Consider the following 19,629-nt stretch of genomic DNA (forward strand, 5'->3'; position numbering starts at 1 on the left):
TTTATCGCCCAAACTGGTTAAATTTTAACAGTGACATCTACCCTGCCAGATAGGGAGACACTCAGCAATTAAATGAAGCTATTGGTATTCTTAAAAACATAAAATCCAATTTAGAAGAGCTAATACCTCTTATAAAAAACAAAGATAAATCATATTATCTATCAAAATTATCAGAAGACACTGATTTCTACATTGATATATTTACTAAATTAAACAAGAATAACTATGCATTGATTAAAAATTCTAAAGAAGCTACTCCATCCGTTTTAGAAGCCGAAGCAATCATACTTTCTATTCGTGACGAAAGAATTAATAGTGTGAGTGATTTAAAGCTGACCTCTTATCTCATTACGCTACTAACGTTGTTGTTTTTCATTGGTATGGTTATGTTAGCGTACTTGATTTACCATTCATTAAAGAGTTTAGTAAGGCTTACACACGAGGCAACAATTGCTAGAGATGAGGCTATATCATCTACAAAAATAAAGTCTCAATTCCTTGCTAATATGAGCCATGAAATCCGAACGCCTTTAAATGCAATAATTGGTATGAGTCAATTAGCAACGAATACTGACATCGATATCGATAAAAATAAATATATAAAAAATGTTAATAACGCCTCTAGATCTCTATTGAAGATAGTCAACGATATTTTAGATACATCAAAAATTGAATCAGGTTCATTTAATATAAAAAATAAAATATTTTCGCTGCCTTCATTGATTGACGAATTCTACGAGATGATGTTTATCATTGCGAATGAGAAGGGTTTAAATTTAAAACTAAGTTATAGTAATGACATTCCAAATTATGTCTTAGGTGACTCATTAAGATTAAACCAAATTCTATTAAACATAGTAGGCAATGCGATCAAATTTACTGAAAAAGGTGAGATCAACTTATTAATTTCATGTGATAATGTAAACAAAAATAAAACAAAACTCAGTTTTGAAATTATAGATACAGGAATCGGAATATCAGGTGAAGATATAGATAAGCTATTCAAACCTTTTATCCAGGTAGACGAATCTACGAGTCGTATGTATGGAGGCACTGGTCTCGGTTTAATTATCAGTAAACAACTTGTTGAACTCATGGGAGGTCGCTTAACAGTTAAAAGCGATCAAGGTAAAGGTAGTCAATTCTCATTTGAGATCATCCTTGATATTGCTCCAGAGATACTCGATAACCAAGAAAATCAAGCTGATGTTCCGAAGTTGAATTTAAAACCTTTAAAAAACAAGCATATATTATTAGTGGAAGACAACTTTATTAACCAAGAGCTCGTAAAAGCTCTACTTAAAGGTGTCACCCGCTTGGATGTTTGCTCCGATGGTGAGAAAGCTATACATCAACTGAGTCAACAAAAATACGATGGTATTCTCATGGACTGCCAACTCCCCCAGATAGATGGCTATCAAGCAACTCAAATGATTCGTCAGGAATTAGGACTTTCTTTACCGATTATCGCTATGACTGCGAACATTATGTCTGCAGATATTGATAAAGCAATAGAGTCAGGTATGAATGACATCATAGGAAAACCTATCGACACCCAAGACATGTATAGAAAAATGCTAAAATGGTTCACAAACCAGATTGTAGAAACTAACGACGCTGGTGAGGTGGTTGCTGACAAACCTGTCGCTCCAATCCCGAACTGGCTAAGCAAAGTTTCCACTATTGATTTAGAAGCTGGCCTAAAAATCACGGCCGGGAACACAGCACTGTACCTCAAGCTATTAAGCGCCTTCATAGAACAATACCGTGGTACTAGTATTGAAGCCAATGAACACCAAAAAGTACATCAATTAAAAGGAACAGCAGGCAACCTAGGTGCTACAACACTCTACCAAGCATGTGTTTCTCATGAAGAAAAGTTAGAACAAGAGTCATTGATTGAATTGAACTTAAAACTAAATCAACTTATTTCAGATCTGATGCCATTAAATGATAATCAAAAATCCCCTTCAACTCAGCTCTCAGAGGAAAAAATGATGGAGACACTAATTGGGCACGTATTAATTGTTGAAGATGACCTGATTAATCAATGCTTATTAAAGAATCAATTAAAAGACCTAGGGCTTTCTAGCGACGTTTCAAATGATGGACAGCACGCGTTAACACAACTAAAAGAGCGCAAAGGTGCGTACGATCTAATCCTCACAGATATTCACATGCCAAATCTCGATGGCCACAGTTTAGCAAGAGAAGTTAAAACAAACATCGGGCTGTATGGCTACGCGAATATTGTTGGATGTACTGGAGAATCCAACTACACCTTAGATAATTTTGAGTACTTTGACGCATTAATCTCAAAACCGATCGATTCAAAGGCAATCTATGACAACATATCTAAGTTTCTAGTGAAATCCGAACCTCTCTCAACGTCAGAGCCTGAGAGTGAAATCGAGAGCAATTTCTCGGATTACAGTAATGAAAATAAACGAGATATTTATAGTGTCATTATTCAATCAATGTCATTAGACATTGAAAGCTTGGACAAAAGTGATGTAGATCTGAGGGCGCTGGCTCATAAAATAAAAGGCACGGCGAACATGTTAGGTCTAACTGAGATTGCAACTCTAGCTCGAGAGCTACAAAACGAGCTCGATCCTCAAAAAATTGTAAGCCAAAAGTGTATGCTGACCAAGAAAATGAACGAAATCGTTGAAGAAGTAAAAGATCTACTCGAGGGCATCGAATAATGCAGCATAACTTGAAAGTAATGATCGTTGAAGATGACCTTATTCAGAGCACTCGATTAAAGATCGAACTTAGTCTGTTAGGCGTTGAACATGTATATGTTGCTCAAGACGGCATAGAAGCGCTAGCTCTCATGAAAAACAGTAGTATCGACTTGGCATTCTGTGACATTAACATGCCTAATATGGACGGTATCAAGTTATTACTTGAAATATCTGAAATCACCAAAGAGTTAGGTGTTGTGATTGTTAGCTCTGCGGAAGATGATATTTGCGATTTAACATTAAATATCAGCTCACTTTTAGAGTTCAACTACTCGTCCCTCCTAAAAAAGAAAGATCTAAAGTCTAACTTAGCAAATGAACTACTTAAGTTCACACAAAGTGTTGAACAAACATGGCAAAACCAACCACCTGATAGCCTGTCGGCACATGATCTACATGACGCTTTTCAAAACAGTCAGGTTATCAATTATTACCAACCAAAAGTTCGCTTTGATAATCAGCAGCTTGTTTCAGTAGAAGCACTAGCACGCGTTAAACATCCGACACTGGGAATTCTCAGCCCTATTTCATTTATGGACACTATCGAAGAATGCAACATGATGGATCAACTATTCTTTGTCGTCCTTAATCGAGCACTTTGTGATATTTCGACTTGCCCTTTCGATATTTCTGTATCGGTCAACATGACGCAAGAAAACCTTGCAATACCAAATATCTGCGACAAAATCATTGAAGCATGCAAAGCGTTCAATTTTCCGCATGAGTACTTAACTTTGGAATTAACTGAGTCTCAAGCTTATCGTAACCGACCTGTTGCACTTTCAACGCTAGCTCGGCTAAGAGTACATGGTTTCAAATTATCGATTGATGATTTTGGAACAGGGTATGCCTCATTAGATAAACTTCTCAAGCTTCCTTTTACAGAAATGAAAATTGATAGAAGCTTTGTTTCTGATCTAGCAACAAACCCTAAGCATCAAGTTCTAGTAAAAATGTTACGCCAGGTAGCAGACACCATGGGTATGAATACTGTTGTTGAAGGTGTAGAAAACAGTGCTACTTGGCATATTTTACGTCAACAGGGCTTTAGCCTATGCCAAGGCTATTTTACTGGTGCGCCTATCCCATTAAACGAACTTCCTAACCACTTCAAAGTAGACGGTGCTCGTCATAAATAACCGCCACAACTTAAGAAAATTTTGCAACTCTACTTTCAGCTAAAGCAATGTTATCTAATATCCCAAGTTGCTTTAGCTCTATTGGTTTATAAAGTTCTTTACAGACTTTAAAACAGCTTTTCAACAGAGCTTTTACGTCCCGTGCAGAATAATTAGAAGGCCAACCTGAAGACAACAACTGAATAAGTTGCATATTGACTTCTCGAATGTAAATATTTCTCGAACGAATGTCCACTAGCTCGTCTAATGCGTCGATAATTTGATTAGAGCCTTGATATATACTCGCATTCTCAAGCTTTTCATTGACCACATCAGTCTGAGTTGCATGATTACTTGTCAAAGATTTCATCAACTCTACTTGAGATTTAAGTAACATTGGACTCAACTGGCTTTCATTCATATCCGCTCTTATGGAATGTACATACTCCTTAAATTCTTTATTAAAGGAAAGCAAACTCAAGAGATATAAGAAATGATACTTATTATAAAACCCTTCCACTAAGTTACACGAGTAAATATGCTTTAATATAGAAATCGCTTCCCTAAGCTTCCCCTCAACAATAGAGAAATGGCACATCAAAAGCTCTTGTTCAATATCATAATTTACAACTTTATCTTGCATATCATCACTTCGGTTGTATTTTTTTTCCTTTAATAAGGATATTTGCCTAAACTCATTTAAAGCTTCAATTTTTAATTTTTTTGGATCTTCTTCAACTTCTTCTTCGTTAACTAATGAACGATTTTGCTGAATCGAGTCATGAATAAAAAGAATGCATCGAATATAATTATAACGAGCCTCTAAACTATCGCGATACGTGTCGATGTTAAGTTCGTAATACATCATAAACCTGGCAGCAGCACTTCTATAGTCCCCCTGAGATACACATAAGTTTGCAATAACCAACTCACGTTCAGGGTTACCAGGGGTCAACTCAGAAATAATAGTAAACTGCTTTATTGCTTTAGGTATATCACCATTATAAATGTCATATTTTGCATTTAGCGTCATCGCTTGCGTCGAATTCGGTACCTTTGCTAGCATTTTTTCAACAATAGATTGTGCTCTAGCAAACTCACCTAGCTCTATTAAGCTATCAGCTAAGCCAGCATTTGCCCACTCAACGTCTTTTTCAACAATAATTGAGTCATATAGCTCTTTCGCTTCATTAAACATATTTAACAATGCGTAGAACTCTCCTCTAAACTTTTGAATTAGAAAATGGTATTGAGGGTGTTCAAACTCCAGTTCATCACATAAATTAAGACCGCGAGTATAATCTTTCTGATTTTTTGCTTGGTAAAGCTGATATAAAGCAGATTTTCTTGCTAGAGACCTTCGGATCTTATTAGTAAAATAAGCTGAATTAAAAGGTTTTAAAATATATTCATCAGGAGAGAGCTCAATAATAGAACGAACAATTTTTGATAATGATTCGCCAGTTATCACTATAAAACTACTTTTTGGTTTTATTAAACTGTAGTGTTGAAGCTCTTCAAAGACTTGTTTGCCATTGAGGCGTGTATAAAAATTATAATCGCAAATAATCAGGTCAAAACCCATTTTTTTACAGTGCCAGATAGCAGCTTTAGGATCTTTTGCATGATAAATATTCTTATCATTCAAACCTAAGCTAATCAGCATTCTTCGAATACTCGACAAGATCACTGGGGAGTCATCAACTATTAAAGCTAATATGTCACTGTAATTTTTCATAAATGGGTTGCTCTCCTATAACCGGGCAAGTGTAACATGACCAACTTTGTAAATAATCCCTCCAGTTACAAAAAAATGTGATGCCAGTTACTCTTGACCTAAGACCACACTTTTCACACCAGTAATATCCAGCTAATTGATATGAAGAAGAATAACAAAAAATATGTTACTCACCCTGAATTCATATCAAATCTCAATTTTTCATCTCAAAACGATATAGTGATGAATGCCCGCTTCTCTCAGAATGCGCACCAGCAACGCCGCTATACAAATGAAACACGATGAGAAGAGAAACCAAACAAGTGAACCTATCAGACCACATCATTCAAGAAGCCTTCGAAAACGACTGGCACACCTGCTTTTATCAGCCAAAGGTTGAACCTAGTATCGAGAAAGTGACTGGTGTTGAAGCGCTGTTTCGTTTAGATATTCCAGAAGAAGGGATTTTCTCTCCAGGTGTGTTTATTGATCGTGCATTTGATTGGGTTATGAAGAAGAGATTTTCTTTAGTGTTCTTGAGCAATCACTGACAGAGGTAAAATCTCTCTCATCTCACTTGAACTTGGCAGTTAATATCAGCAAGAAGGTGTTGGCTAACCCTGATAACGTGGAAAAGGTTCGCGAATTACTTTGGAATACGTCGTTCAAAGCAAAGCAGCTTACTTTTGAACTGAGCGAAAACGATCAGTTGGATGACCAACTTTGTGAGCAGATAAAACGCTTTCAATCTCTTGGCATTAAAACCTCAATCGACGACTTTGGCATTGGCCATTCAGATATGAATAAGGTGATGAGCCTTAATGTTGATGAAGTGAAGTTTGATAAGTCAATCGTGAATAGCGCAGAACCAGCACGTTCGGACTTGGTGAAGCGCACGTTGGCGTACTGCAAAGAGTCTGGAATCGAAACCGTGGCAGAAGGTGTTGAAGATACGGATACACATCAGCTCGTCCACCAGCTAGGTTTTGATAGCTATCAGGGCTTTCTATATTCAAACCACTGCCTTTGACCGATCTTAGACTTGTCATGTAAAAGTGAGTACTCAAGCAAGGTTAATTTAAGACAAACTCGACGCTTTTCTTTTTCTGCTTAAGATCGTGATATCGAAGATCTTACGACGAATAACAATACTAACGGCACCAACACTGCAAAGCATCTTACTTAACCCGTCATACACCACATGCCCAATAATGACGCCCTCAAAAAGAAAACACAGTACCTGCATATCTTCTTTTATTACGCCTAGATGTTTAGAAACCTCGATAAAATCTTTGCCATAGGTTTTTTGATGCATGATTTGAATCGATTTGAGTCTTTTCGCTGGAAGTGTCCCCATGCTATATGACTCAACACTCGTCACCTCATAGTCATAACCAATATCAACACTGAATGGACGCTCCACATTCTTAGTGGCAGCTTTCACTTGCACCATTTCTTCAACGGAAAAGTCGTAATCTAGCTGAAAGAAGCTTGCGATACCCAGACGGCGCACAAAACTCGGTACTGTTTTTGCCCTTTCCCACTGGCTCACCATTACCTGATTCACACCAGAGAATGCCCGATGAGAATGGGACAACAACTCTGCGAATTCTTCCTGAGAAATGGATGCTGCTTCGCGAAGTCGTTTTAACTCTTCTGGAAAATTCTCTTTATTCATCGGTCACTTACCTAGCTTTTTTATCAGTGTAGTTCACTTACGCTCGTTAATAAATGGCGCTTTCAACATCGCTTTATTAAGTCAGTTAATTAATGAAATTGATTCACAAATCAGAGTAAATAGCTCACAATTGCCATTAAGTTCATCGTTGAAACTAGCCTATTGGATACTTATGATTAACCCAAAACTCATCGCCCTGCTTCCGGACCTCGCCTCGTTCATTTTGGTGGTTAACGAAGGTAGTTTTACGGCTGCAGCAAAACAGTTAGGCGTGACACCGTCAGCCTTGAGTAAGCTCATCACCCGCTTGGAAAAAGCGCTATCGGTGAAACTGTTTGAGCGTACCACTCGTACCCTTATCATTACGCAAGCGGGTCAATTGGTTTATGATCAGAGTGTGGTGATGATCAACGCAGCGCAACAAGCCGTTGAACTGTCTACCTCCGACCATACCGAACCTGCAGGCTCGATAACGGTAGCGGCGCCTGAAGCCTTCTTGAATTCGGTATTGCAGCCTTTCGTTGTACCATTCTTAAATCAGTATCCAGAAATCCAACTTAAATTGAGAGCGGCTGACGGCGACATCGATATTTTACGTCAAGGCATCGACATTGCTTTCCGCCTGACTGATAAGCCCGACGAAAGCTTAGTATTGAAAGAGTTAGGAAAAACAAACCTCGTGTTGTGTGCAAGCCCTGACTATTTAGATGCCAAGGGGATTCCTCACCACCCTACCGAGCTGTCTGAACACGACTGTTTGTATCTTGCAGAGACAGACAAAGATCACATTTGGGATTTTCTTAAAGATGATGAATTTCACACGGTACCCGTCAGTGGGCGTTACGCAGTTAACCATTCGCAAATGCGACTAAAAGGTGTGAAAGAACGTCTAGGTGTAGGTATTTTCCATGACTTCGTGATTCAAGATGCGTTGGCTGAAGGCTCCGTGGTACAAGTGTTGGAAGATTGGACCATCAAGAGTAACTACCATGGTGCTATCGCGATGCAATTTGCTCAAACCAAGTATATGCCCGCACGACTGCGTGTATTCATTGATTACGCCATGAAGCACTTAGGTGACAAGTTGGCAGGAGAAATAAACTGATGCTGAAAGGAATACACCACGCGGCCATAATCTGTTCAAACTACGACGCGTCGAAACACTTTTACACTGAGATTTTGAAACTTGAGATAATTGCCGAAAACTATCGTGAGGCTCGCCAGTCGTACAAACTTGATTTAGCGCTACCTAATGGTGCTCAAATAGAACTATTCAGCTTCCCTAACGCGCCAGAAAGGCCTAGCTTTCCTGAAGCTCAAGGGCTAAGACACTTAGCTTTTTGTGTTGATGACGTTCAACAAATCAAAAGCTATTTGGAAGAACAAGGCATTGAAGTCGAACCGATTCGAGTTGATGAATTTACGGGGAAATCATTTACGTTTTTCGCAGACCCAGACGGCCTGCCGCTTGAGCTTTATCAGATCTAAAGCTTTATCAGATCTAGAGCGGTATCTAGTCTAAAGTCTTCCTCACAGAAGAAGAGCTCATCTGATTAATAAAACGGACCTTCTCAAGTAGAGAAAGTCCGTTTGCATGTCAATTAACTCAACACGGTCTTGAATTTTTCAACGCGTGAAAACAGTAACCAATCCAATAGCATTGCAGTCACAATCGTTGCACCCGCGAGTGGAAACAGTACCGAAATAACAACCACAGTCACCAAGCCTGCTTTCCATAAGCCTGCATCACTAAACTTCGGTGGCGCTCCCAGCTTTCTTTGGCCTGAAGGTCTGCGCATCCACCACATGACTCCACCAGTCACCGACACAACGACAAACGCAATGCAGAACAACGCGTTTAGAAGCTTGTTGATGATGCTGATGTCACCTTGGTGCAGAGAAATACCGACGGCTAAGGTTTTGGCGAATAAATTGTAATCTTGCCACGTCACCTCTCCTAGAATGCGCCCTGAATATTGGTCGAGGTGAGTTGTGCGATCTTGGGTTGGATCGATAATGTCACCGCCCATGGTATTGGCAGCCACGGTGTAAACGCCCGTTTCTGAGCGCGGAAAATTGACTTTATATTGCGTAAAACCAAGAGATTGAGCTTTTGCTATCACATCATCAATCTCGAAACTGCTAGCTGACAACACATGCTGAGAGTGGTCTTCACCCATCTTAGAGTGATCATGAGGTTCCGTCGCCTCTTCCACATGATGAACGTGTTCTGCTGGCTTATCTTGAGACAAAGGCAATAGTGTTTGCTCCAAGTTCCAAGGTAGCTCTTCTTCTGAGCCATGGTTGAGGGAAGCGTGCGTCTTATCAGACAACGGAATATCGTCCCACATTTGAGCAGGGAAAGTGCTCCATACTTGAACAAGCTTACCGCCCCAAAAACCTGTCCATGCCAATCCAGACAGAATAAACAACAACAGAACGAGCGATAACACACCTCCAATGTTCGCATGCAGATCACGCATTAAAATACGCGTTCCTGAACCAAATCGAAGCTTAAGAAAACCAGCGCGGCTCGCGTTATCTCTAGGTAACCATAAGTAAATACCACTGATGAGCAACAGAATAGACAAGCTTATTGCGACTTCAATTAGATAATCACCCCAATCACCAATCAACAAAGTGCCGTGAATGTCATTCGCGAGTTGGTACAGGCTGTCGCTACGCGGAATCTCTCCGACCACTTCGCCCGTATATTGATTTACCGTGGCGAAGACCGATGTGCCGTCTACAAGTGCTACCGAAAAGCGGTTAGCCAGATCAGGAGCTTTGCTCGGAACAAACTGGGTAACCGAACCTTGTGGGTATTGAAGTTGTACTGCAGCTAACTGTTGTGACACTTTAATCGGCTCGCCCGATGCAACAATCTCTAGGGCTTCGTGGTGGAAAGTCAATTCGATTTCATCATCAAACAGCATCACCAAACCTGTAATGCTCAGCATTAACATAAACGGGATAACAAATAGCCCAGCATAGAAGTGCCAGCGCCATGTGAGGAAATAGAGGGTTTTATTGCGGTCTTTGCTTTCTATATTGGTTTCCGAACCGGTTGTTGCACTGCTTTTAGACTGCGAAGTTGCTTGTGCTTTCGCAGGGGTTTGAGATTCATTTCTCAACATTATAATTTCCTTTGACACACGCAAACATACCTTCTGAAAAATCAGAAAGTAATCTGAGCATGTTTAACTTTACTTAATACTTTATTTTTTAATTATTTTAATGGGTTAGGTTTAAGCAATAACAAAGGGAGGGCCGCGCGGGGCTTGCCTCGTGTAGCGTTCGCTTAGAGCCAAAAAAGCGTAGCTGTCGGAGACAATAGAACTCAGTCGAGTTGTCAGTAGTGTAGTGGGAAGTTCATCTTGGTGAAACGTGGAAAAATGGCTAAACGGACACGGCTTTCCTTTATGAGTATTAGGTTCGCCTTCTTCGATTTGAACCAATTCAAAGCCATTGACCGTACATAACGACGCCCATACTCCCGCACTATTACCATGAGCATTGATAACAGGCATTAATGTCACTAGCGCCCAGCTTAATGCTGTTGCAAGTAACATGAAGAAGTTGAACGAGGTTCGGCGCATTATTCCAAGTCTTTATAAATTTCCCTTATTATGAGGGACTTGGAATATAGGTAAACGTAAAGATTAACAGCAAGTTAAAAAATTGAAGCTAACGCACACTCTTTTTCGTTAAATACTGGTTACAACACTAAAACTAAGAAAGTAATACTCATCTCTTTGCAGCAGGCTTTCGACAAAAGAGACAATAAAAACGCCGCCTTACACCTTCCTCGAAAGAGGGTAATGTAAGGCGGCGTTTTAGAAATCGAATCTTGAGGTTTGCTCTTTGTTACCTATCTAGCAAACGTTCATGATTAACGAATTAACCGAAGATCTTGCTCCAGATGCTTGGGTTACGCTTCTCATGGTACTCTTCACGAAGGCCGTCGATAGTACGAAGTTCTTGCTGTGCCGACGCTAAGTCACCTTGGTCTAGCTTCTGCTCAATGCTATCTAGTGATGCACTGATCTTTTTGAAGCCTTCCATGAAGTTGTCTTCTTTCTCGACTGGGTAAACACCCGTTTTCAGCTCTGCCACTAGCGTATCTAAACGAACGATAGGCTTTTGCATCTCTTCAATGCTTTGAGCTTCTGCCGCTTGTTTGAACGCAAGCTTCATTTCTTGCATGTTTTTCTTAAGGTCTACATTAGCAAATGCGTTGCCAGACAATACTGAAGCAGCGATTAAGCCAGATAAAAGGATTGAGCGAGTTTTCATTGTTTCTCCAAGTGAAGCGGTGTCTTTGAAGTTAGAGCCGTCATTACTGTGGCACTTCGACTTTATTATTTTCGGCTAGTGTATACAAAAATCTTTCAGGCACAAAAATTGATTGTGTCGAAATGCAAACCCGCCGACATTCTCTTAAACAAGATCTGAATATTCTGGGATTTCATTACGACCGCGCAAGGCCAAAAAGGCTAGGAACTGCTTTGGCGAATGGGTAATCACTTTACTCGAATCTACGCCCACTTCATCTAACAATGCTGCGACTAAGTCTAAGCCACCGACATCTAAACAGAAATGCGCATCGCTGCCTGTTGTAATAAATGCACCCTTCGCTTTCGCTATTCTTGCAATCTCATAGCAGCGGCCAACACTGCCAACTCGGCTATTGCCTTTGAGTGTGGTGTTGTTGATCTCAATCGCCACGTTGTTCTCAACCGCACATTGAATAACGGCTTCGAAATCGAAATCAAAATTAGGATTGCCTAAGTGACCAAGCGCATCAATTCGACCGCCCTTAATCACATTCAACAATGCTTCTGTATGGGTAGCGACATCCGATGGGCGAAATACTGGCTCATGAAAACTCGCGATCACCCAATCCAAGTTCTTATCCACACTCGGATGAATGTCGATTTCACCCTGTGTGTTCATGATGTTTGACTCAACACCTCGAATAATTGCGACATCTTCAATAAAACGAGGGAGCACACGCTGATTGCTGAAGAACCAATAGTGTGGCGCGCCCGGCATTGATTCTGAATGATCAGTAGTACAAAACATGGCTAAACCATTTTGCTTTGCCGACTTGGCGTTTTCGATCAATGTGCTGTAAGCATGACCACTTGCGTATGTGTGGGTGTGAGTATCTACTTTGAGTTCCATGAATCAATGCCCTCTTCGCTCGGTCAAAATACGTTTTTCAGAAAGTAACTCTGAATCTCTTTCAGGAAAAGAATACTTCAGAAAATGAATGCCTAATGGCAACAATTCGGCCAGTTTATCAGCTGAAAGTGACAATTAGCACCCAAACATAAAGGTTTATTACTGGTTCATTTACACGACACGGGAATACGTGGCTAACCAGAGCCAGCCAGCGCTTGGTCTTATCTAAGTCGAACCGCACACACTCGGTAATTGCGCCAATTTTTTGCAACCTACCCAAGTTCGTCAATACTTAAACCAGCCTACAAACTGGAGTGTTAGATGAGAAGAAGACGATATCCGCTGAGTATCCACATCACTAGCCTTTTCCTAATTTTGACAACACTTGTCGGTGCGGTATTGATTTCGATTAGTTATCGGCACTCCCAAGAGCTGCTGCTAGGCACAGTGCGCGAGATCAGTAATGAGCACCGCGACAAACTGGAATCAGTATTTAAACAAGCCATTGCCCCTGTTATCACAACCTTAAATGTGATGGCGGTGAGCCCGTTTGTTGCTCATCAAGCTTCCGCTGTCGAAAAAGACTCTTGGCTTGCTTCGGTCGATATCATCTTCAAGCAAAACACCAATTTGGTCGCTCTATTTTATGGTTCTGAAGATGGTGACTTCAGAATCTTTCGTCCATTAAGCACCAATAAACAGAGAGCCGAAAACAGCGCGCCCGCTAAAGCGACCATGATGGTCAGCAGCACCAATCTAGACGGTGAAAACTTTATTACCTATCTTGATGGCGCACATCAAGTGATCAGTACTCGACAAGCAGAGAGTAAGTTCAACCCCACCACTCGTCCTTGGTTTCGTAACGCAAAGCCTGATGGCTCAATACAACTCTCTGAGCCCTATCTATTCTATTTCCTGCAAACCAATGGCATTACACTCTCTAGGCGTTCTGCCGATGGCAAGCATGTGGTTGGTGCCGACTTTACGTTGAGTTCCCTCTCTTCTCAGATCAGTGAATTAGCTTATTCTCCGCAAACCCGACTCGCCTTGTTCGATCAACATTTTAATCTTCTCGGTCAGCATCAACTTGAGCTATCAGTACCCAAGCCTGACTCCCAATCTGATGACACAAGTAAAACTGAGCAAACGAACAACCAAACGACGGGGAATCTCTCTGGCAGTGAGCAAGACCAAAGCTTCTTTAATGTGCCCAAACGTGAACAGATGGAAGCATTGAAAGCGTCCGTTATTGCGCCGCTTATCTCTGATGAAGAGAAGCTTAACCTCAATCTAAAAAACGTTGAGTACAACTTAAACACTTGGGCACTAACGCTAACGCCGGTTCAACTGACTCAAAATGTCACCTTATACTTGGCAGAAGCGACGCCACACAATGAGCTGCTCGCTGATCTTATCTCGATGCGAGACAAGCAAGTTGCGGTCGCGATTGGGATGTTGTTCATCTGCTTCGCTATCGTATGGTTTGTTGCTAGTCGACTGTCTCAGCCGCTCAATACGCTGATGCAACTCACCGACAACATCGCTCGGTTCGACTTCAGGCGTACTCATTATCCCAAAAGCATGATTCAAGAAGTGGCTAACCTCGCCCACTCGATTGAGCTAATGGAACACACACTTCATGATCTGATTACCCTACTTCGAGACACCGCCGGGAATCAGGAGTTTTCGATCTTAGCCAAGAACATTGCTCATCAAAGCTATTTAATTACCAAAGCAGAAACCATTGTCCTTTTCACTCAATCCAAAGAGAAAGACGTGTTTGATACGGCAGCCAACCTTGCCATTCTTCCTTTTAAGGCCGACATCAATGACTTCATCAAACACACGCCTTGGTTGCTGTGTCAGCTTAAATCTGGTGAGACGATCCATTTAAACAGAGAAGACAATGTTCTCAACTATTACCAAGATTCGATCTTCAATTCAGACCTGTACCTATTTCCACTATTAAACCGAGATAAACTGTTGGTAGGGATTGTGGCAATTGGCTATGAGAGACCAATTACCAAGATGCAGGCAGACAAGCACGCCTTTTTAAGAGAGTTGCTCAGCTTTGCGGAAATAGCGAAAGACAACATCGACCAAATGCAGCAACAAAAAGACATGCTTAATGCCTTTATTGAGCTGATTGCATCGGCGATTGATACCAAGTCACCTTATACGGGCGGGCATTGCCAACGAGTGCCTGAGCTCACCAAATGGCTAACTCAAGCAACCATAGATGATGACCGCTATTACCCGCAATTCTCATTGGACAGTAAACAGTGGGAAGAGTTGATGCTCGCCGCTTGGCTTCATGACTGCGGCAAGGTGACCACGCCTGAATATGTGGTAGATAAGGCAACAAAACTGGAAACCATTTACGACCGAATCCACGAAGTGCGAATGCGTTTTGAGTTGTTGAAACAGCAAGCGGAAACCGATTACTGGAAAGCGATGGCGAACGGTGCACTACAAGAAGAACAACTCAAAATACTCGAACAAAGCCTGTCTGAACTGGATGAGGAGTTTGCCTTCGTTGCTGAGTGTAATCTTGGCGGCGAATCTATGACGGAAGAGCAGCTAGAACGCTTAGATCAAATAGCCAAACGCCAATGGAAACGTACACTGGATGATCAATTGGGTTTGTCTTGGTCTGAAAAAGAGAGATTTAACACCCAAAAAGAGTCGGTTGAGAAAGAGAGAACTGAGCCAACAAGTCAGGAAAAGGGTTTGCCTGTCATGGAGCCTCTGCTTGCAGACAAACCGGAGCATAAAATACCTTGGGACAATGGCTTTAACCCTGCCGATGTATGGCAAGAAGCGTTTGTACTTAAGCCCGGAGAAGTTAAATACAACCAAGGTGAACTGCACAATTTGAAAGTACGCCGTGGTACGCTAAACGATGAAGAACGTTTCATGATCAACGATCATATTATCCAAACCTTCACCATGCTCAACAAGTTGCCTTACCCGCCTTACCTTCAAAACATTCCGGATATCGCCAGCGGACACCACGAACGTATCGACGGTAAGGGATACCCAAGAGGCTTAAACGAAGACCAGTTACCTCTGCCGTCCAGAGCAATGGCAATTGCTGATGTCTTTGAAGCACTCACCTCTAGTGATCGCCCTTATAAGAAAGGTAAACTCTTAAGCGAATCACTCAACATCATGACCGACATGGCCACCAGCGGTCATATCGATCCCAAGTTGTATTTACTGTTTTTGGAAAACAAAATCTACGATAAATACGCTGAGCGATTCCTAGAAATGAACCAACGCTGCGAGATTGACCCGCACGAACACATCGACCGAGTAAAAGAATACATACGCTCATTGTTCTAAGTTTTAAATTAACCATTCAGAGGATAAGCCATAACTCAATGGTTAGCTTTTAGCTGCCGAGTCCAATACCGCAACGTCCACTACAGTCGCTACAGCCACTGTGGTGTGCGGTTTTTGTTTGGCTTTCGCCTTGCTGTGTCTTTTTGCCAGCAATGTATTGGTGATGCTCGCCACGACAATCAGGTTAATGCCAATCATCTGCTGTGTAGAAAACACATCATCAAAGAACAAGCCCTGCCAAAGCGCGCTAAACAGCATGTTAGTAAAAATCAGAGGTGCCAACTGGGAGCCACTGTCTGCAAGCTTATACGCCTTAGAACGGAAGATTTGGGTATTGATAGTAAACAGTGCAAGGCCAAGTGCTCCGAGAGCAATCCAGCGTAAATCGTCAAAAGACAATAAAGCCGACAAGGTTCCTTTCTCTGCACTTTCAAGTACATCAGGCACCGCAGAAACAGAAGTAAACACCACCATTGGTATCACAATAATTGCCGCAACTAAAAAGGTCCACGCGTTAAGCTCTGCTGGTGTCAGGCTAGTTTTAGACGCTCGGTACAAACTCACTTGCGAGCCAGAATTAAATACCCCCGCGAGAAGCCCAAGCAGAAGCGCAGGTCTAAAGAACTCAGAACCCAACTCAAACTGCGACCAATCCCCCGCCATCATCACTACGCCAACAAAGGTAACAGCTAAACACACTATCGTCGTTGTATGAATCTTGGTTCTAAATATTAACTTTTCTAACAATGGAATAAACAGAGGACCCGTACTGAACAACACAACCCCTTCAACCAGCGTTAAGGTTTGCAGTGAAGTAAGGAAACACCACTGACACGCCACCATAAAGATCGCCCGCATCACCAAAGGTTTCCACATCTCTCGTGTCGGCTTGCTGATTTTGTAAAAGGTCAGAAAAAGAAATAAGAACAGACTGGGTAACAAAAAACGCACAAAACTGAGCAACGAAGTGGGCATCACTTCAGATAGATACTTGGCCATCAAGCCGCTTAAAGACAAACTGAACGTCGACAACAACATGAAAGTCGTCGCCTTGGTAATATCAGACATAATTATCACCTCCTATGACATCTATTTTAGAGGCGTGACGTAATGAAAAATAGCGAGTAATATTAACCATAACTGTAAGGAAAACTTACCAATGAAAAAACTCGTTCCGCTTAAATCCGTTTACGCTTTCATTGCTGTCGCTGAGACTGGCAGCATGACCGACGCCGCTCGGGTGTTGTACGTCAGTCACTCTGCGGTAAGCCAAGCGATAAAGTCGTTAGAACAACTGGTCAACAAGCCTTTGTTTCAACGAGTCGGTCGTCGTGTTGTTCTTAATGCCGCAGGTAAGCGATATTACCGCAAAGTCGCGCCCGCGCTTGAGCAAGTGATAGAGGCGACCGAAGAGCTTGCCAGAACGCCTAACGACCACCGCATTACCCTCAACATGGTCAATTCGCTCGCGATGCACTGGTGGATCCCACGAGTTCCCGACTTCCAAGCCTTCGCACCCTCACTTGATATCCGTATTTCGACGCTAACGGGCCCCTTCGATATCGAGCAGGAAGGAGTTGATGTTGCGCTTGTACATGGCAAACCCAACGAATGGGAGCAATATTACAGCGAGAAACTGGGCGACGATGATTTGGTCTTGGTGTGCAGCCCTACTCTATTAAAAAACCAGGCCGGATTGAGCGTTGAGCAACTCGTCAAACAAAACCCAACCATTGGCGTTTTTAACCTCAGGCGGCAACACGACTGGCAAGTGTGGTGCGACAATTACCAAATTCCACTGCCCACATTCCATAGCAATCTGACGTTCGATGTCTCCATTCAAGCAGTACAAGCTGCGATTCGTTCACTAGGCGTATTGGTTACACATCGCTTGTTTGTGAAGGATGACATCAGCCACGGGATGCTTGTCGAACTGGGTAAACCGGTTGCTAACCCGCACCAAGATTTTTACTTTGTTTGCCCAAAAAACAAATTAAAACAAGAAAGTGTGCTAAAACTGAGAACATGGTTAAGACATGAATTCACACGCTCAGAGACAGCACTGAACGATGACATTCAAGAGCAAGACCAAACTATCAATCAATAAGCGAGTGACAGCTCAGCAAGCTTACAAGAGGCCATTATGATTATTACCACCACACAATCAGTCGAAGGCAAGCGCATTGTCGATTACAAAGGGGTTATTGCCGGAGAAGCCATTCTAGGGGTGAACGTTTTCAAAGATATGTTTTCAGGAATTCGTGACTTTGTGGGTGGACGTTCTGGCACCTACGAGAAAGAACTGGAAAAAGCACGTAACTACGCGTTCAAAGAGTTAGAACAGAAAGCGATTGAAGCGGGTGCCAACGCGGTGGTAGGCGTAGATATTGATTACGAAGTCTTGGGAACAGGTAATGGCATGTTGATGGTCTCTGCTAGTGGCACGGCAGTGGTGGTTGCTTAACTGAATCACTCGCTAAATCATGCGATTACCTAGAAAAACGCCCCTTAGCTGAATCGCTAGCTAAGGGGCGTTATTGTATTCGCTGCCAAACTAGGCTTGAATATCTCTAACTCGCACGATCTTCTGGCTCAGAAATCATGGCATCAAAAGAGGCAATTCGAGCCAAAAACTCTTTTCTATCTTTAGGCATAATTGAGCTTGCCATTGGTAAGTTCGCCTTCATCGCATCGACGGCGCGACCACGAACCAATACCTCAAAGTGCAAGTGCGGGCCAGTAATACGACCAGTAGCACCCGATAGCGCAATTTTCTGACCTCGCTTAATTTGCTGACCTTTCTTAACTAAGAAGCGGCTCAAGTGAAGATAACGCGTCGTATATACGCTGTTGTGTTCAATCACCAAATATTTACCAGCATACGGGTGGTCACGAAGTGCCACCACTCGACCATCACCAGTTGAGTAGATAGGTGAACCAACAGGTGTCGCAAAGTCGGTACCATTGTGCGGTGAGATTCGCCCAGTTACTGGGTGTCTTCGTGTCGGATTGAACGAAGAAGTGATTCTTCGGAATTTTCTGTCGACTGGGTATCTATCAAAGGCTTGCTCTAGACTATTTCCCTCTCTGTCATAAAAAAGACCATCTGGTGCTAGAAAAGCTGCGACTTCTCGGTTTCTTAATTGAATTGAGATACCTTGAATTTCTGTTTTACCCGTTAGGTGATCATCCGTGTACTGCTCTTTGACCAATACATTGAAGCTATCACCAGCTCTCAGCTCTCGAGCGAAGTTGACTTTGTCTTTTAGTGTGCGGGTGATATTGGCTATCTGGTTAGTAGTTAACCCCGCTTTGTAGGCTGACGTTGAAAAGCTACCGTGAACACTACCCGCATAGAGTTTTTCTTTCCATTCGCCTGGGATCTCGTGGAATTTATAGGTGAAGCTACCATCATCGTTTCGAGTAAAGGCTGCTTGCTCAACCAAACTCTCGTGATAAATCAGCTCCACAAGCTGTTTTGAGTCACTATCCAAAAGCAACTCTAGATGGTCACCAGGTTTTATTGTGTCGAGTTTCAAAGACTCCAGATCCGCTTCCATCACCTTTTGAACGGTTCCATATGGCAGTTGCCATGACGAAAAGATGTTGCTTAGCGTATCGCCAACTTTCACAAAATAATGGACCTTAACCAAAGAGTTGGGAGTCGCTTGCGAGTCGATGACTTCCTTATCATTAGGTTGAGAACCTTGGTAAGGTGTTATTTTGATAGAGATTTCTGGTGCTGGTTTGGAGTGAAAAGAGAGCAAAGCAGCAAGGGAAAATGCGCTGATCGCAGTAACGATCAGACCAATACGGAGGAACTTCATAAAATAC

Annotated in this window: 14 protein-coding genes and 2 pseudogenes; 8 read left to right on the forward strand and 8 right to left on the reverse strand. The window is 42.1% G+C overall.

Annotation, left to right across the window (positions count from 1 at the left end):
• Window positions 1-230: 230 nt before the first annotated feature.
• A complete protein-coding gene (locus AB6E30_RS15405) occupies window positions 231-2,708 on the forward strand; it encodes a response regulator (RefSeq protein WP_372104251.1) in 2,478 nt (825 codons plus the stop codon).
• Window positions 2,708-3,889 (forward strand): EAL domain-containing protein, encoded by a 1,182-nt coding sequence (locus tag AB6E30_RS15410; protein WP_136982913.1) that lies wholly within the window; start codon window positions 2,708-2,710, stop codon window positions 3,887-3,889. Before AB6E30_RS15405 ends, AB6E30_RS15410 begins: the two co-directional genes overlap by 1 nt.
• Window positions 3,890-3,899: 10 nt before the next feature.
• Here AB6E30_RS15410 and AB6E30_RS15415 read toward each other — a convergent pair whose 3' ends face one another.
• Entirely contained in the window at window positions 3,900-5,606 is a 1,707-nt protein-coding gene (locus AB6E30_RS15415) for a response regulator (protein WP_017059542.1), read from the reverse strand.
• Window positions 5,607-5,887: 281 nt separating this feature from the next.
• Here AB6E30_RS15415 and AB6E30_RS15420 point away from each other — a divergent pair.
• Window positions 5,888-6,638 (forward strand): annotated as a pseudogene (locus AB6E30_RS15420) (EAL domain-containing protein).
• A 70-nt stretch (window positions 6,639-6,708) separates the two neighbouring features.
• Here AB6E30_RS15420 and AB6E30_RS15425 read toward each other — a convergent pair.
• Window positions 6,709-7,263, reverse strand: a pseudogene (locus AB6E30_RS15425) (helix-turn-helix transcriptional regulator); the annotation flags it as partial.
• A 172-nt stretch (window positions 7,264-7,435) separates the two neighbouring features.
• Between AB6E30_RS15425 and AB6E30_RS15430 the strand changes: the two are divergent.
• Complete coding sequence (locus AB6E30_RS15430; RefSeq protein ID WP_136982914.1) at window positions 7,436-8,368, forward strand: LysR family transcriptional regulator; 933 nt, start codon at window positions 7,436-7,438, stop codon at window positions 8,366-8,368.
• Window positions 8,368-8,751, forward strand: coding sequence for a VOC family protein (locus tag AB6E30_RS15435; protein ID WP_372104254.1), 384 nt, complete (start codon window positions 8,368-8,370; stop codon window positions 8,749-8,751). The genes AB6E30_RS15430 and AB6E30_RS15435 overlap by 1 nt, the downstream gene beginning before the upstream one ends.
• Before the next feature lie 113 nt (window positions 8,752-8,864).
• Here AB6E30_RS15435 and AB6E30_RS15440 read toward each other — a convergent pair whose 3' ends face one another.
• From AB6E30_RS15440 to AB6E30_RS15455, 4 genes are all read right to left on the reverse strand, one after another.
• Window positions 8,865-10,400, reverse strand: coding sequence for a PepSY-associated TM helix domain-containing protein (locus tag AB6E30_RS15440; RefSeq protein WP_372104257.1), 1,536 nt, complete (start codon window positions 10,398-10,400; stop codon window positions 8,865-8,867).
• Window positions 10,401-10,511: 111 nt separating this feature from the next.
• The gene (locus AB6E30_RS15445; protein ID WP_017064798.1) at window positions 10,512-10,862 is read right to left on the reverse strand and encodes a hypothetical protein; all 351 of its coding nucleotides are present in this window, start codon (window positions 10,860-10,862) and stop codon (window positions 10,512-10,514) included.
• A 301-nt stretch (window positions 10,863-11,163) separates the two neighbouring features.
• A complete protein-coding gene (locus tag AB6E30_RS15450; RefSeq protein WP_017059534.1) occupies window positions 11,164-11,559 on the reverse strand; it encodes a cytochrome b562 in 396 nt (131 codons plus the stop codon).
• Between the two features lie 144 nt (window positions 11,560-11,703).
• Complete coding sequence (locus tag AB6E30_RS15455) at window positions 11,704-12,450, reverse strand: phosphatase (RefSeq protein ID WP_136982916.1); 747 nt, start codon at window positions 12,448-12,450, stop codon at window positions 11,704-11,706.
• 321 nt (window positions 12,451-12,771) lie between these two features.
• Between AB6E30_RS15455 and AB6E30_RS15460 the strand changes: the two genes are divergently transcribed.
• Window positions 12,772-15,795 (forward strand): HD domain-containing phosphohydrolase, encoded by a 3,024-nt coding sequence (locus AB6E30_RS15460; protein WP_136982917.1) that lies wholly within the window; start codon window positions 12,772-12,774, stop codon window positions 15,793-15,795.
• Window positions 15,796-15,837: 42 nt separating this feature from the next.
• Here the strand turns inward: AB6E30_RS15460 and AB6E30_RS15465 are convergent, their stop codons facing one another.
• Entirely contained in the window at window positions 15,838-16,863 is a 1,026-nt protein-coding gene (locus AB6E30_RS15465) for a DMT family transporter (protein WP_136982918.1), read from the reverse strand.
• A 91-nt stretch (window positions 16,864-16,954) separates the two neighbouring features.
• Here AB6E30_RS15465 and AB6E30_RS15470 point away from each other — a divergent pair, with 91 nt between their 5' ends.
• Both AB6E30_RS15470 and AB6E30_RS15475 read left to right on the forward strand, forming a co-directional pair.
• Complete coding sequence (locus AB6E30_RS15470) at window positions 16,955-17,902, forward strand: LysR substrate-binding domain-containing protein (protein ID WP_136982919.1); 948 nt, start codon at window positions 16,955-16,957, stop codon at window positions 17,900-17,902.
• A gap of 36 nt (window positions 17,903-17,938) precedes the next feature.
• Entirely contained in the window at window positions 17,939-18,259 is a 321-nt protein-coding gene (locus tag AB6E30_RS15475) for a heavy metal-binding domain-containing protein (protein WP_004730185.1), read from the forward strand.
• Between the two features lie 106 nt (window positions 18,260-18,365).
• Here AB6E30_RS15475 and AB6E30_RS15480 read toward each other — a convergent pair whose 3' ends face one another.
• Complete coding sequence (locus tag AB6E30_RS15480; protein WP_017064801.1) at window positions 18,366-19,622, reverse strand: peptidoglycan DD-metalloendopeptidase family protein; 1,257 nt, start codon at window positions 19,620-19,622, stop codon at window positions 18,366-18,368.
• Between the last annotated feature and the right edge of the window lie 7 nt (window positions 19,623-19,629).

Source organism: Vibrio sp. 10N.247.311.12 (genome assembly GCF_041467515.1).
In the GTDB taxonomy this organism is placed as follows: Bacteria; Pseudomonadota; Gammaproteobacteria; order Enterobacterales; family Vibrionaceae; genus Vibrio; species Vibrio crassostreae_C.